Source organism: Bartonella sp. B23 (assembly GCF_053793815.1).
The window spans coordinates 800,901-814,842 of record NZ_CP200033.1 but is presented as its reverse complement, the minus strand read 5'-3'; the positions used below and the strand labels follow the sequence as shown (position 1 = coordinate 814,842).

Below are 13,942 nucleotides of genomic sequence, written 5' to 3'. Positions count from 1 at the left end.
AGCCTCTAAGTAGTAAGGAGTTCATTATGAACACTCTTATAAAAATTACAGAACAAACGATCGGACATGATACTGTTCAGACGGTAAATGCACGTGAATTGCATGCGTTTTTGGAAGTCACATCTCGTTTTAATGATTGGATTAAGAATCGCATCAAAGAGTATGATTTTCTTGAAAATCAAGACTTTATGAGTTTTACTAAAAATTTAGTAAAACCTCAGGGTGGTCGTTCTTTTAAAGATTATGCTCTTACCTTAGACATGGCGAAAGAGCTTGCCATGGTTGAGCGTAACGATAAAGGCAAACAAGCACGGCAGTATTTTATCGAGTGCGAGCGACGTGCGAAGCAAGTATCAGCGCCACAGATTGACTATTCGGATCCACGCACGATACTTGGCGTTATCACCCATATGCAAGAGGAGTTGCAAAATAAAGACGCGTTGATTGAACAACAAGCCCATAAGGTTATAGCTTATGACCACTTAACCCGTGCTGAGGGCACCATGTGCATCACAGATACCGCTAAAATGCTTGAAATACGTCCGAAAGATCTATTCGGCTATATGCAACAAAAACGTTGGATATATAAGCGCGTGGGTACATCTGAATTTGTACCCTATCAGGATAAGATACAACAGGGGCTTATGGATTGCGCAACGAATGTGTTTAGAAGAGATGATGGCAGCGAAAAAGTTTCTGTTCAGGCACGTGTTACAGCAAAAGGCTTGGCATTCTTGAGAGAAGAAATCCATAGGGGTGTGCAATGAATACTGATATCGACTCTTTGTGTGATTTGTGGATAGCGTTGTTTAAGCTTTGCAATTGTGGTGGTGTTGGAGAAGAAGAATGCAATGCTTTGGTTAATACCATGAGCATAGTAGAAAAAGCTTTGGTTTCAAAGATCAAGAAAAATGCGCATATTGTTAAGCTTTTAGCGGTTCTTACAGACTTTGGAGATTCGGAATTTCCTCGTGGAATCGATCCTTTGCTGAGAGCTTATGATCCAAGTTCAGAAAACCCACTTAAGAAAGTGGCTTAATCTTATAATTCAATTCACATCTTCCCATCTTCAAGGTGGGGAGACAATTAAAGTATACATTCAAATTTATTGATTTTGGCAAATTCTTCTGCTTTTTCTGATTGCAAAACACTGACGTCGTAAGCAACTTGCATATTAAGCCAAAATTCAGCTGTTGTATCAAAAAAATAGGCTAATCTTAGAGCTGTATCTGGTGTTACGGGACTATTTTCAGCAACAATACGCTCTATGCGTGTGCGTGGAATATTCAACGCTTTTGCAAGAGCATAAGCAGAAAGGGAATATCCTTTTAAATATTCTTCCCGTAGAATTTCTCCAGGATGGATCGCTATATAATTTTTCATATTAAAGTTCCTTCATACATCAATGATAATCTACAATTTCAACGTTATGAGCCCCCTTAGAGCGCCATTCAAAACAAATACGAAATTGGTTATTAATACGGATAGAATATTGTCCTTGTCGACTACCTTTCAATGCTTCGAGACGATTGCCAGGAGGGCTACGTAAATCTTTGAGGTCAACTGCTTTATCAAGCATGAATAACTTTCTCTGAGCTATACGCATTAAATCTGCGGGAAAGCCTTTGGGCAGTTTATCTTCTAAAAGATCCTTACATCGCTTATCCGCAAAAGATTCAATCACAAAATCACCTTTATTCTATTCATTCTTTTTCGTATCGTATCATGATACTAACGTTAAAGAAAGGATAAATGTTCAATAACAGGATTATTTATGCACCCTCGAGAGAAGATAAGAGAGAGCTTTGTTTCCTTGCTCAAGGCAGGCAAGACAACAGCTGCTGAGCGTGTTTTTAATATGCGAGACTTTAATTTTTCTGTTGAGAGTATGCCAGCCATTAACGTTTCTACGCAAAATGAAAGGCTGGAAGAAGGGCATGATTATGGATTGCGTCGGCGTATTTTAACCATTGATGTTGAATGTTATGCAACCCAAGAAGATGGAGCACGCTGTGTGGATCATTTGGCATGGGAGGTTGAAGAGATTTTCCATGCAAACCCTACTTTAAACAATACGGTTGAAAGCTGTCGGTTACAGAATATTGCTTTTGCCTTTGGTGATAATGGTGTCGTATCGCTGCATGGTGCCATTTTAACCTTTGAAGTTATTTACAACACCAACATTCCTGATTTTGATGAAGGAACATCACTGGCGGTCTTTGTTGAACCCTTCACGGACTTTATTCTCAATCCAGATTTAAACAACGAAGCTTCATGTCAAACAATCGAGGATATTCATGCTTGAGCAGCGCAATAAAGAGATCACGGATTTAAAAAGGCGTATGGCTAATATAGTTGTTGTGGGAAAGATTAGTCATGTGGATCATAAAAATGCTCGTTATCGAGTAAGAAGTGGCACTTTGGTCAGTGATTGGATTCCAGACACACAAGCGCGTGCAGGCAAAACCTGCTCTTATGAGGGGCGTGATGTTGGAGAGCAAGTGGTTGTTGTGTCATCATCGGGTGATTTATCTCAAGGGGTGATTATTGGCTCTATTCACACGGATGCTAATCAAGCGGCTGATAAAGGGAGCATTCATAAAACCGTCTATCCTGACGGGACAACCATTGAATATGATGATGAACAGAATACTTATGCTCTCTCCATCATAGCAGGAGGAAAGTTCATTCTCACGATTTCCGATGGCGTTTCCGTTAAAGGCGATGGGGGCATGTTAGAGCTTACAGCTCCTGATGGTCTTAAAATTGCTTCAGAAGGTGATTTGCGTCTAAGCGCAAAGGGCAATCTTTCTCTGAAAGCGGGCGGTAATGTTTCAATAAATAGCAGCTCTCTAACCCATAATGGCACAAATATTGGGGCATCCCATAGTCACGGTGGTGTTACGTCTGGCGGCTCTATGACAGGAGTTCCCATTTGACCACAGGAATGGATAGAATAACGGGCAAGCCCTTATCTGGGATAGATCATTTGCGTCAATCGATCCTTGATATTTTGTCCACGCGAATTGGGTCTCGTGTGATGCGGCGTGATTATGGTTCACGAGTTCTTGAACTGATTGATGCCCCCGTTAATGGTGCTTTTGCAGTTGCGCTTTATGCAGCTGTTGCGGAAGCATTAGATCAATGGGAACCGCGTTTTAAACTTCAAGAAATTGACTTGCAATTGGTTGAGGCTGGAAAAGTTTCCTTGTCATTTTCAGGAATTTATTTGCCATCAGGGAAACCCATTACTATGGAAGGATTACTAATAAAATGAAGAAGTCCTTTGCTGATCCTGAAATCATCTCAGAACTTTCTTTTGAGGAAATCCGTGCAGCGAGTCTTGCATGTTTAAAAGAACAGTTACCAGACTACACATTTCTTGAAAGTGATCCTGCGATAAAAGTTATTGAGGCTTTTAGCTATCGAGAGCTGCTTTTAAGACAACGTATTAATGAAGCGGCCCGTGCGAACCTTCTTGATTTTGCGACAGGCTCTTCTCTTGATGATTTAGGAGATTGGCACGGTGTTGAAAGAATGGATAATGAAGATGATGACAGATATCGTGAACGCATCAGGCTTTATGTTCGTAGTGGCAAAGGGAGTGGTACAGAGCCTTATTACAGATTTGTCGCTTTATCAGCAGATAGTCGCGTTAAGGATGCTATCATTTATCGTAAAGGAAAGGATCCGACCATTCATGTTGCTCTTTTTGGCAATGATGAGCAAGAAACAGCAAGTGAAGATCTGTTAGAGAAAGTTTCAGAAGCGCTTCACAAAAAGAATGTGATTATGACCAATGATACGATCATTGTTCATTCTTCTGTAGCAAAGGTTATAGATTTAGAAGCAGATGTTTGGCTTTTACCCGAAACATCTTTGCAAATTTTAACCCAAATGGAAATGAACTTACGGGCGTCTTGGCAACAAGAACAAGCGATAGGTCATGAATTGAGTTTATCGTGGTGGATTTCAAAATTGATGATTTCTGGTGTTCAAAAAGTGATTGCCATTGATCCCACACAAGATAGTTCAGTTTCTGATGAGGAGGTTTTAGCCATTGGTAAAATCACCTTAAACTTTAAAGGACATGCACGTTAATGGTTGGTTCTTTACTTCCGACCAATGCCACAAAATTTGAAAAGCACGTTGCGAATGTTTGTGATTTTCATCAAGATGTTGATGACATTATTTCGGGAATTTCACGTTCAAAGCTTCTTATTCGTCCACCAAGCTTTTTGCCATGGTTGATTGAAGAATACGGGCTTGGTGAGTTAACCCCCTATGTTCCAAACCTTTATGATTTGCTTGATACAGGTTCCAAATGGCAACAGGTACGTGGATCATTAGCATCTATCGATATGGGGTTGCAGTGGTTAGAGCTTTCAGCTCATTTTACAGCGGCATGGGCGGGGCGCGTTTGGTGGAATTCCTTCCAGCTTGATTTTGATCATTTACCTGAACAAAGCAGTCTCGAAGCCATTGTGGCGATCACAAACCTGTCTAAAAGTTTGCGTTCTGATTTTCGACGTGCCACCTGTGGGTATAGTGTTGGAGCTTTCGAAGGGGATATGTCAAGACTAAATAACGTGCTTTTTGAACGTGAAAGCGGTATGCGTATGACTACTGATAGCACTTTATTTTCCTTTGGGCGCACGACAGAGATCCACCATCTTCTCGAAGAAGAAGAAGGCAAGCTTATTGGTAATTGGATGGATGATGGAGATGAAGAATTAAATTGGGATGATATTGATTATCCATGGGACATGGCAAACTTTCCGTGGTGTTCGGTAAAAAAGCATGAACGCGATATACTCATGGCAGAGTGGTTTTACAACCGCACGCTTTATCTCGTTTTAAGAGATACTCAAAATGCTGTGATTGGTTATCGCAAGTGCTATGCTGTACACCCTGTTAAGCAATCTTTTAATGGTATTTACAGTCATTGTGGCAACAGATTTAAACCCTCTGCAAAAGGCACAATGCTTTTTCTTGCTGCTCGTACAGATTTTCAGGATGTTGGGGACACACAAGCAGCCTCTGTTTCCCTTCTCGTTCATGGTTCCCTAGAAGAGCAGACAGCCTCTGGCAAGCTTTGGCTAAAGCCTGATGAAATGCATGATGGTGTGGAAATATTAAAGACGCCTGTCAACATTCCTTTACGCATCGATGTTCGTGAACAATTCAAGATTTTACTGAGGTTTTAACATGAAGCATGAAAGCAATTTACCGTTTGCCATTAACAGATCTGTTGGCAAAGATGAGCAACAAAGCGTTGTATTTTATGGAGAACGTTCCTTTCTTCAAAGTGGTGAACTGAATGAGTTGCAAACAATCATTCGGGGGCGTCATGACCGCTTGGGACGGTTGGTTGCCAAAGAAGGTGATCGCATTGAGCGTGCTGATGCTTTTGTGAATAAGGACAGCCAAACTGTTACGTTAACGGATGGCAAGATTTTTCTTGCGGGCGATATTTTTCCAGTCTCACGAGTTGTTTTGAAAAATATTTCCATGGTTGGACGGATTGAAATTGGTGTTAAACTGCAAAAACGATGGATAACCCATGAGGATGACCCAGAGCTATTAGGCCAAATTCCAGGAACATTAGCTGAAGGTGAACCAGGGGCAGCACGCGAGACTGTCAAGCTTGTCTGGGCGCTTAAAGATGATTCTCAAAAAGGTTCTTTTTATCCTGTCTATGTGTTGCAAGATGGCATTTTGATTGATCAAAAATCTCCATCACTGCTTGAACCTGCGATGCAAGCGATTGCAACGTACGATCGCGCCCATGGACATTATGTTGTTAGCGGTTGCCGCGTAACAGCTTTGGGCAAAGAGGGAGAAAATCAAGTTTTCAGTATTCAAGAAGGGGAAGCTAATATTAACGGTTTTAAACGCAAACGCCTTGCGGCTTTAAGATACGAGGAATTGGAAGATTTTTCCGAAGGGTTTATTCCCAGTGAAACGCATATTTTTTCGACTAAGAGTGGAGAAAATAGCTTTACTTTTAAAACATATTATTTCCCTCTTTCGAGGGTTCATTCGATTTTGTTGACCAAAGAAAAAACCGTCAATGTCACCCGAGGTGCCATTGTTTCAGGTCGTGATGGCCTTCCAGATAAAAGCATCACCTCTTTCATCAAAGTTGTTCAAGGCAGTAAAGAATTTAAAGAAGGCACCGATTTTAAAAGAACTGGGGATACCATTGATTGGGCACCAGCTGGTGATGAGCCGGCTCCGGGGAGTACTTATACAGTCACCTATCGCTATCATGCAAGTGTTACTGCAGATAAAATAACAGCGCAAGAAATCACTGTTTCAGATGGAGCACAAGGAGGGGATATTATTGTCAGCTATGCTTATAAATTGCCACGGATTGATCGGATTGGTCTCAATACGCAAGGCACAGTGGTTTATATCAAGGGTGTTTCAGCTGATGATCCCATGGCACCTGCTGTTCCTGATGATGTGTTGTCTTTAGCGACGGTTATCAATAATTGGATGGATATTCCTGTTGTCAAAAATGATGGCACGCGGGTTGCTCCCTATGATGAAATGTGGCGCTATTTCCAGCGTGTTCTGTCCCTTGATCGTCTCATGCAGTTAGAGCGGATAAAAAGCGGTGTTGACGCAAAAGAACCGGTGGCAAAAAAGGGCATGCTTGCAGATCCTTTTCTTGATGATAGCTATCGCGATGCAGGTTTTACGCAAACGGGTGCTATTGGGAATGGCGTTTTGCGATTGGCCATTGATCCGACATTTTATTACGCGTCTTTAACCTCTCCTGTCACCCTTGATTGGGAAAACGAAGTGATTATCGCACAAGAACTGACAACGGCTTGCGAAAAAATCAATCCTTACCAAAATTTTGCACCCTTGCCTGGGATGGTCACCCTGACACCAGCGACAGACTTTTGGCATGAACAGCGCACTGAGTGGCTTTCACCCGTCACCAATCAACTCTTTATGGGACAGTCTAGTGGCGGTCGTGTGGAGAGGACGGAAGTTCGTGATGAATTAATCAATAATCATCAGGAACAAATCGATTTTTTAAGACAGATTGATCTTGGCTTTAAAATTGAAGGTTTTGGTAAGGGTGAAATCCTGGAAAGCCTGACCTTTGATGATGTGTCTGTTTTACCAAAGCAACAGTGCAGTGCGGATGATAAAGGTCTTATAGAAGGAACATTTAAGATTCCTGCAAAGATTCCAGCAGGAACAAAAAATGTGATTGCGAAAGGAAAAGGCGGAACGATTGCAACGGGTCTCTTTACTGGCCAAGGCGTCATTGATGTACAAGTTATGCGACGCACCACGACGGTGCGTGTGTGGACAAAATCTGATCCCCAAGCGCAGGTTTTTACTCCCGATGAAACACGGCAAATCACAGGGATTGATTTTTATCTCTGTCGCATTGGTGATCCCGCTCGTGATTTGATGATTGATTTGGTGACAACAGAAAATGGTTATCCGACCTCTGATGTTCAAGCTCAAACATTTTACTCTATGAAAGAAGCCAAAACCGGTTGGGCAAAGGCACGTTACGATGTTCCTTTGACGGTTACAGATGATCGCTTAACAGCTTTTGTGATTAAGACAGATGATGGTGATCATTCTGTTGGCTTGGCAAAATTGGGAGATTTTGATGAAGCCAACCAAAGATATGTTTCGAGCCATCCTTATGTGACGGGGTCTCGTTTTTCTTCTGTCAATGCACAAACATGGACAGCGCATCAAGATGAGGCTTTGACATTTCGTGTGCTTGCCGCCCGCTATACACAAACAGAAAAAATTGTCGATTTAGGGACGTTTGATCTTGTTGATTGCTCAGATCTACAAGTTCGTGCAGCTGTTGAATTGCCGTCCAGTGCTTGTGCTATTGTGTTTGAAATTGAAAGGAACAATGGCACGATTTACCAGCTTTTACCGTTTCAATTACTGAGTTTAACAGAATATATTAGTGAAAAAGTTCAGTTACGTGCCATTTTGAAAGGGACACACAAACTTTCTCCTATTTTGTTTGCTCCGATTGAATTGATAGCGGGTAAACTTCACAAGGAAGCCACTTATATTACCCGCGCTTTTGATTTTGGTGAGAAATCTAATCTTATCAGTTATGTGAAAACCTTTTTACCAGGAGGATCTTCCTGCACGATGGATCTTCAATTAGATGATGGGACTTTTACTTCTCTCAAATTAGCAGAGACAGAACAACTGAGTGAGCCACTTTGGACGGAGCGTAAATTTGTCAGTGGTGATAAAACAGCCAAACAAGCGCGTTTAAAACTGACCCTTACAGGGTGTCCCGCTGCGCGATCCATGGCGCGTGATTTTGGTGCAGGTATATTGTAATTGGAGTGGAAAATGAAAAAAACAAAAAAATTAGAAATGGAATTGCCACAAGAGGGGCGTTTTATCAGCTCTGAATTTCCCATTTTGCGTGAAAATTTGATAAAAATTGATCAGGCCATTGCTACGATTGATGAAAAAGTAGATGACAAAGCCTCTTTACACCATATGCATAAGATCAGCGATGTAACAGGTCTTGAAATGGCTCTCAAAGAAAAGATGCCTGCGGAAAAAAGTTTTGCACTCTCTGAGTTAGCAGATGTAGAAGGAGCAAAAGATGCAGCGAACAATTATGTTCTCTACAAGTCAAGTAACAATAATTTTACCTTTGGCAGTGCTAAATCGCTCTTAGGTGCACACCAGCATAAAACTGAAGATATTGTGGGTCTTGAGACGCGCTTAAGCAGCTTTGCACGCAGTGATGATGTTTATGACAAAACTGAATCGAACTCCCGTTTTTTAGAAAAGACTCGTGGTGTTTTTTATGGGCTAAATGTGGACGGTGCCAAGCTTACACTGACCACAGGAAGCGGCGATTATGACGTCAACGATTTTGACAGTTGGTTTATTGGATTGCCTGACATTGTCTTCACTATCAATGACAATGGTTACCTCACTCTCACAATTTAAAGGAATAAAATTTTATGACACAGATTAGTTTGGGGAATATTCGCATAAATTGGCGTGGTGTTTATGACAGCACAGCACACTATGTTCGTCATGATGCGGTGTCTTATAAAGGTTCAAGCTATATTGCAAAACACGCAATAAACAACGTAATTCCAACTCAAGGTGATAATTGGGATTTGATGGCAGCTGGCTCTGATCAATTAATAGAACAAGGTGATCTTCTCACACACAATGGTACCATGCCAGTCCGTTTGCCACGTGGAAGTAATACACAGGTTTTACAAATGGTTGGAACTACACCTTCTTGGCGTGATCAAGCACTTGATCCTTCACGCCAAGTTTGGAAGCTCTCTAATGTAAATCAAAGTGGAAGTATAGATACTCGCGTTTACTTAATGGCCAATGGATTAATTAAAACCTGTGGATCAGGCACTGATTTTTCTAATGGAGATCCCGCTGGCAAAGATATTTACATTCCAAGCACCATCACACCTGAAAATCCCGATGTACGCTTTGTTGAAGTGTATTCAGGTGGAACACAACATTATGCTTTAACAGAAAATGGAGAAGTTTGGTCATGGGGCGGGAACAATTATGGTCAATTAGGACATGGAGATACGGTTACACGCGCATTTCCTAAACGCATCGAATATTTTATAAAAAATGACATAAAAATTGCCCGTATCATTCTCAGCTCCGTTAATTATCACAATTCTTTTGCTGCATATTTTTTAACCACTGATGGTCGTCTTTACAGCTGTGGCGATAATAGTAACGGGAATCTCGGCATTGGTACTACAACCAATCAATCTACTCCTATTCGTTGTGGTACTTTAGAGAATATTGTAGATGTTGGAGTATCGGGCTATCATTATACAGTTTACGCTGTTGACAAAAAGGGTGCGTTATGGGTTTGGGGGTGGAATGGCTCTGGTCAACTAGGACTTGGCGATACAACAAACCGTCATTCTCCAACCTTAAATACCACCATGACGGATGTGTATAAAGCAATACCCGCTTGCGGTTGTTCCAGTGATGGTACTCAATCCGTTGGTTCTGGATTTGTAATCAAAAAAGATGGCAGCATTTGGAGTACAGGGAACAATAATGATGGTCAGTTGGGACTTGGCGATACAACCAATAGAAAAAGCTTTACCAAAATCACACATAAAGATAAGTTTACTGATATTACTATATCCGATGGCAAAAGCTGCACTGTTGGAGCACTAACCGAAAAAGGGCATGTCTATTTATGGGGTGCAAACAGTTATGGACAACTTGGCAATGGCACTACGACACAGATAAACGCACTCTACTGGCCAAATCATTCCTTTCAAGGTAAAGTAAAAAAAATAAAAATTTGTGGTTGCTTTGGCTATAATGGCACAATTATTCAAGCGGACAATCAGCTTTGGGCGGCAGGTTATAGCAGCAACGGCAATCTTGGTATAGGCAAGAATACTTTTTCTAACACACACTTTACCCGTGTATTAGGAGTCTCTGGCAAAATTGTTGATTGGAATCTTTATGGTATCTCATCAAGATGGGGTATTGGTGTTCTCTATGACGATGGTCGTGTAGATGCCTGTGGCAAGAATAGCGCTTATGGAGAAACTGGTACGCAAACCGGAAATTTGCATGATGTATTAAGTCTTAAAAATGTGATTTTCTAAAGTCCTTTGCTGGTGCGCATACGCATGAGATTACTCTTTCTGCAACGGGTGAAGCAGAAACGAGACCTGTGAATGCAACGGTCGTTTATGCCATCAAATCATAATGTTTTCGGATAATGGATCAGGCTTTCCAGCGGGATATGAAATTGTTGGTGCAGTTTTACAGATAAACTTTTAAATGCTCTTTAACAATCTATCCGATATGAATAGGTCTTATATGTTTCTAAAATTTTTTTAGATTTGCAGATATGAATATCTGCATCATATATCATCAGTTAAGATACTAAAAAATTGTCCTTTAGAAGGGAGGGTAGATTATCGAATAGAGCGAAGCATAGCGTCACGTAAAATAGCATTAATACGTGTTTGATATCCCTTCCCTTGACTCTTAAGCCATGCCAACACATCTGAGTCTACGCGTACAGTGGTCACAGTTTTCGTTGGTTTATAAAGTGGATTACGAACAGCATGTTTCCAAAATAAATTATTTAGCGGAGCAATATCGCTATAATCTATTTCATCATCTGGCATTGCAGTGAGTTTTTCTATTTCAATTTTCTGTTCATCAGTAAGAGGCGGTAGATTATTTACATCTACTTCATAGCAAACTTTCTTTTTCATAACGTTTTCTTTCCTTTAAATTAGCACGTCGTGCTGAAATAATACGGATTACTTCTACTCCATCTTTATCATCATATATTGTATGAGCTACTAATAGTAATAAATGCCCTTCTACAAGACCTAAGGTTTGCCAACGATATTCGCCATTTTCGATACGATCTTGTTGAACCACAGCAAATGGATCAGAAAAAATACGAGTAGCTATTTCAAAACTTACACGGTGCTTTCTAAGATTACTTTCTGCTTTAACTTTATCCCATTCAAACCTTATTTTCATATCTTATGTTAATACATTTATATATGTATTTCAATGTTCGGTTTGTACTTTTTATTATTTTCCTATGAATCCATCAGCATTCAGCAAAATTTGTAACCTCGTATCATTATTTTCAAGTTGTTCTCAAGAGCAGCACTTCACCCCTTATTTTTCCTATTCATTTCATTAGCCAACTATTTTAAGGAGCATAAAAATGGCAGCAGGCTTTTTACACGGTGTTGAAGTTATCGAGTCAGATGACGGTACGCGTTCCCTTCATACTGCTCAATCAGCAGTTATTGGAATTATAGGAACAGCACCAGATGCGGATGAACAAATATTTCCACTTGATACCCCAGTTCTAGTTTCTGGTTCTCTTTCACAAGCAGCAAGACTTGATAAAACAGGAAAAGGACGTGGTACTTTACCTCATGCTCTTGACCTGATTTTTAAGCAAGTGGGAGCCATTGTTGTTGTGGTGCGGGTAAAGGAAGGCGATAATGAAAAAGAAACCCTCAAACATGTTCTTGGTGGCGTTAATGCGCAAGGCTCTTATGAAGGTATTCATGCTTTCATTGGAGCACAATCCATTCTTGGGCACACACCACGTATTTTGATCGCTCCAGGCTTTACACATAAGCGTTCTGTTGCTCTTAACAAGATTATCGTTACGCACCAAGGGAGTGGTTACAGTCGAGCAACGGTTAAAATTTCGGGTGGTGCGAAAGCAGAGGCGGTTATTTCAGATGGCAAAATTACGTCTGTCGTTATTAAAGAGAATGGCATTGATTATCACACTGTCCCAAGTGTTACAATTGAAGGTAATGGAACTGGTGCCAAAGCTGAAGCTGAAATTAAAGCAAGCTCTAATCCTGTAGTATCAGAGCTTCTGGGAATTGCGGAACGACTTCGTGCCATTGTGGTGATTGATGCACCAAACACAACGGATGAGGCAGCGCTTGCCTCAGCAAAGGATTTTGATTCAAAGCGTGCACTTTTGATTGACCCTTTTATTCATGTGAATCGTGATGGAAAAATTTCAGAGGAACCGGCAAGTGCAGCCGTTGCTGGCGTTATCGCTAAAACAGATTTTACGCACGGATTTTGGCATTCTCCTTCCAATAAAGTGATCAATGGGATTATTGGCGTAGCACGTCCGGTTGATTTTTCTATTGGTGACAGGTCTAGTCGTGCTAACCTTCTTAATGAGCAAAATATCACAACGATTATTCGTGAAAATGGCTATCGTTTGTGGGGAAACCGTACACTTTCAAGTGATGTAAAATTTTCTTTTTTATCCGTGGTGAGAACGGCAGACATGATCAATGATGCCATTTTGCGCTGGCATTTATGGGCGATTGATAGAAATATAACAAAAACCTATATGAGCGATGTTAGTGAAAGCGTCAATGCCTACTTGCGTGATTTAAAAGCACAAGGCGCCATTCTTGGTGGACGTTGTACTCCAGATTCAGAGCGGAATACAGTGAGTGCTCTTGCCGATGGTAAAGTCTATTTCAAGGTTGAGTTCACGCCTCCAACACCAGCAGAACATATCATATTTCATTCGGTGATTATCAATGATTATTTAGAGGAGATTGCGTAATGTCAGTACCAATTTTACCAAGAATTTTAAAATATTTTAACATTTATGTTGATGGCGTTCCTTATCAAGCAAAGTGTGAAAGCGTTACTTTGCCAAATTTAAACCTTGTTGTTGAAAGTTATCGTGGTGGTGGCATGGATGTGCCGATTGAGCTTGATATGGGACTTGAGGTTTTAACACTCACCATGGTCATTTCTGATTGTTCTCCAGAGTTGATGTCACAATTAGGAAGATCTGATGTTGACATTTCATTGCGTAGTTCAATGCAAGCACAAGGCACAGCTGCAGAAGGGGTTTCTATCACCATGAGAGGGCTTTGCAAAGGTTTTGAAATGGCAGAATGGCAGCCTGCCAGCAAAGCAACTTCTACAGCAACATTCACGCTCCATTATTTCAAATATGTTCAGAATAATACCGAAATTGTTGAGATAGACGCCATCAATATGGTGAGAAGATTCAATGGTATTGATCAATTAGCAAAACACAGAGAATTTTTAGGAATTTAATCATGACAATACAATCAAGCATTACGCATCAATTATTCGTTCCTGTTCAATTTGAAGGAAAAGAACATACCGAAATCACTTTACGTCGTGCAAAAACCAAAGATTTACAAGCGATTGATAAAAAGGAGGGTATTGAACAAACAATAGCAATGGTTGCACGTCTTTCTGGATGGCCACACGAAGCTGTTTGTGAACTTGATATTGAGGATTTGTCGAGTATTGGCGAGATTCTGGAATCTTTTATCAAGCGGCGGGATACCTCGATTGGGAAACCGCCGCTAAACTCATAGCGGATATATCG

The 13,942-nt window shown here is 40.8% G+C and carries 17 protein-coding genes; 13 read left to right on the top strand and 4 right to left on the bottom strand.

Annotation, left to right across the window (positions count from 1 at the left end; translation table 11 throughout):
- The first annotated feature begins 26 nt into the window (after window positions 1-26).
- Window positions 27-767, top strand: a complete 741-nt coding sequence (locus V4B17_RS03555; RefSeq protein WP_455480095.1) for an antA/AntB antirepressor family protein — start codon at window positions 27-29, stop codon at window positions 765-767.
- Complete coding sequence (locus V4B17_RS03550) at window positions 764-1,039, top strand: hypothetical protein (protein WP_455480094.1); 276 nt, start codon at window positions 764-766, stop codon at window positions 1,037-1,039. The genes V4B17_RS03555 and V4B17_RS03550 overlap by 4 nt, the downstream gene beginning before the upstream one ends.
- Before the next feature lie 47 nt (window positions 1,040-1,086).
- Here V4B17_RS03550 and V4B17_RS03545 read toward each other — a convergent pair whose 3' ends face one another.
- Together V4B17_RS03545 and V4B17_RS03540 are read right to left on the bottom strand one after the other, a co-directional pair.
- On the bottom strand, window positions 1,087-1,383 hold the full coding sequence (locus V4B17_RS03545) for a HigA family addiction module antitoxin (RefSeq protein WP_455480093.1): 297 nt from the start codon (window positions 1,381-1,383) through the stop codon (window positions 1,087-1,089).
- A 19-nt stretch (window positions 1,384-1,402) separates the two neighbouring features.
- Window positions 1,403-1,684, bottom strand: coding sequence for a type II toxin-antitoxin system RelE/ParE family toxin (locus V4B17_RS03540; protein WP_455480092.1), 282 nt, complete (start codon window positions 1,682-1,684; stop codon window positions 1,403-1,405).
- 90 nt (window positions 1,685-1,774) lie between these two features.
- Between V4B17_RS03540 and V4B17_RS03535 the strand changes: the two genes are divergently transcribed.
- The 8 genes from V4B17_RS03535 to V4B17_RS03500 are packed head-to-tail and all read left to right on the top strand — an operon-like array spanning window position 1,775 to window position 10,652.
- Window positions 1,775-2,305 (top strand): hypothetical protein, encoded by a 531-nt coding sequence (locus tag V4B17_RS03535; RefSeq protein ID WP_455480091.1) that lies wholly within the window; start codon window positions 1,775-1,777, stop codon window positions 2,303-2,305.
- Window positions 2,298-2,939, top strand: coding sequence for a phage baseplate assembly protein V (locus V4B17_RS03530; protein ID WP_455480090.1), 642 nt, complete (start codon window positions 2,298-2,300; stop codon window positions 2,937-2,939). The genes V4B17_RS03535 and V4B17_RS03530 overlap by 8 nt, the downstream gene beginning before the upstream one ends.
- Entirely contained in the window at window positions 2,936-3,277 is a 342-nt protein-coding gene (locus tag V4B17_RS03525) for a GPW/gp25 family protein (protein ID WP_455480089.1), read from the top strand. Before V4B17_RS03530 ends, V4B17_RS03525 begins: the two co-directional genes overlap by 4 nt.
- Complete coding sequence (locus tag V4B17_RS03520; RefSeq protein WP_455480088.1) at window positions 3,274-4,101, top strand: baseplate J/gp47 family protein; 828 nt, start codon at window positions 3,274-3,276, stop codon at window positions 4,099-4,101. The genes V4B17_RS03525 and V4B17_RS03520 overlap by 4 nt, the downstream gene beginning before the upstream one ends.
- Window positions 4,101-5,207, top strand: coding sequence for a phage tail protein (locus V4B17_RS03515; protein ID WP_455480087.1), 1,107 nt, complete (start codon window positions 4,101-4,103; stop codon window positions 5,205-5,207). The genes V4B17_RS03520 and V4B17_RS03515 overlap by 1 nt, the downstream gene beginning before the upstream one ends.
- Before the next feature lies 1 nt (window position 5,208).
- On the top strand, window positions 5,209-8,352 hold the full coding sequence (locus tag V4B17_RS03510; protein WP_455480086.1) for a DUF4815 domain-containing protein: 3,144 nt from the start codon (window positions 5,209-5,211) through the stop codon (window positions 8,350-8,352).
- Between the two features lie 12 nt (window positions 8,353-8,364).
- The gene (locus tag V4B17_RS03505) at window positions 8,365-8,979 is read left to right on the top strand and encodes a Bgr_08870 family protein (protein WP_455480085.1); all 615 of its coding nucleotides are present in this window, start codon (window positions 8,365-8,367) and stop codon (window positions 8,977-8,979) included.
- A gap of 14 nt (window positions 8,980-8,993) precedes the next feature.
- Window positions 8,994-10,652 (top strand): RCC1 domain-containing protein, encoded by a 1,659-nt coding sequence (locus V4B17_RS03500; protein WP_455480084.1) that lies wholly within the window; start codon window positions 8,994-8,996, stop codon window positions 10,650-10,652.
- A gap of 315 nt (window positions 10,653-10,967) precedes the next feature.
- On the opposite strand, the gene V4B17_RS03495 is transcribed toward V4B17_RS03500, so the two are convergent.
- Both V4B17_RS03495 and V4B17_RS03490 read right to left on the bottom strand, forming a co-directional pair.
- Window positions 10,968-11,273: a BrnA antitoxin family protein gene (locus V4B17_RS03495; RefSeq protein ID WP_455480083.1), complete on the bottom strand. Its 306-nt coding sequence runs from the start codon at window positions 11,271-11,273 to the stop codon at window positions 10,968-10,970.
- Window positions 11,251-11,550, bottom strand: a complete 300-nt coding sequence (locus V4B17_RS03490) for a BrnT family toxin (protein WP_455480082.1) — start codon at window positions 11,548-11,550, stop codon at window positions 11,251-11,253. The genes V4B17_RS03495 and V4B17_RS03490 overlap by 23 nt, the downstream gene beginning before the upstream one ends.
- A 193-nt stretch (window positions 11,551-11,743) precedes the next feature.
- Here V4B17_RS03490 and V4B17_RS03485 point away from each other — a divergent pair, with 193 nt between their 5' ends.
- From V4B17_RS03485 to V4B17_RS03475, 3 genes are read left to right on the top strand one after another with little or no spacing between them, the layout of a single operon-like run.
- Window positions 11,744-13,135 carry a phage tail sheath subtilisin-like domain-containing protein gene (locus V4B17_RS03485; RefSeq protein ID WP_455480081.1) on the top strand — a complete coding sequence of 464 codons (1,392 nt, stop codon included), beginning with the start codon at window positions 11,744-11,746 and terminating at the stop codon, window positions 13,133-13,135.
- On the top strand, window positions 13,135-13,641 hold the full coding sequence (locus V4B17_RS03480; RefSeq protein WP_455480080.1) for a phage major tail tube protein: 507 nt from the start codon (window positions 13,135-13,137) through the stop codon (window positions 13,639-13,641). Before V4B17_RS03485 ends, V4B17_RS03480 begins: the two co-directional genes overlap by 1 nt.
- Window positions 13,642-13,643: 2 nt before the next feature.
- Complete coding sequence (locus V4B17_RS03475; protein WP_455480079.1) at window positions 13,644-13,931, top strand: phage tail assembly protein; 288 nt, start codon at window positions 13,644-13,646, stop codon at window positions 13,929-13,931.
- The last annotated feature ends 11 nt before the right edge of the window (window positions 13,932-13,942 follow it).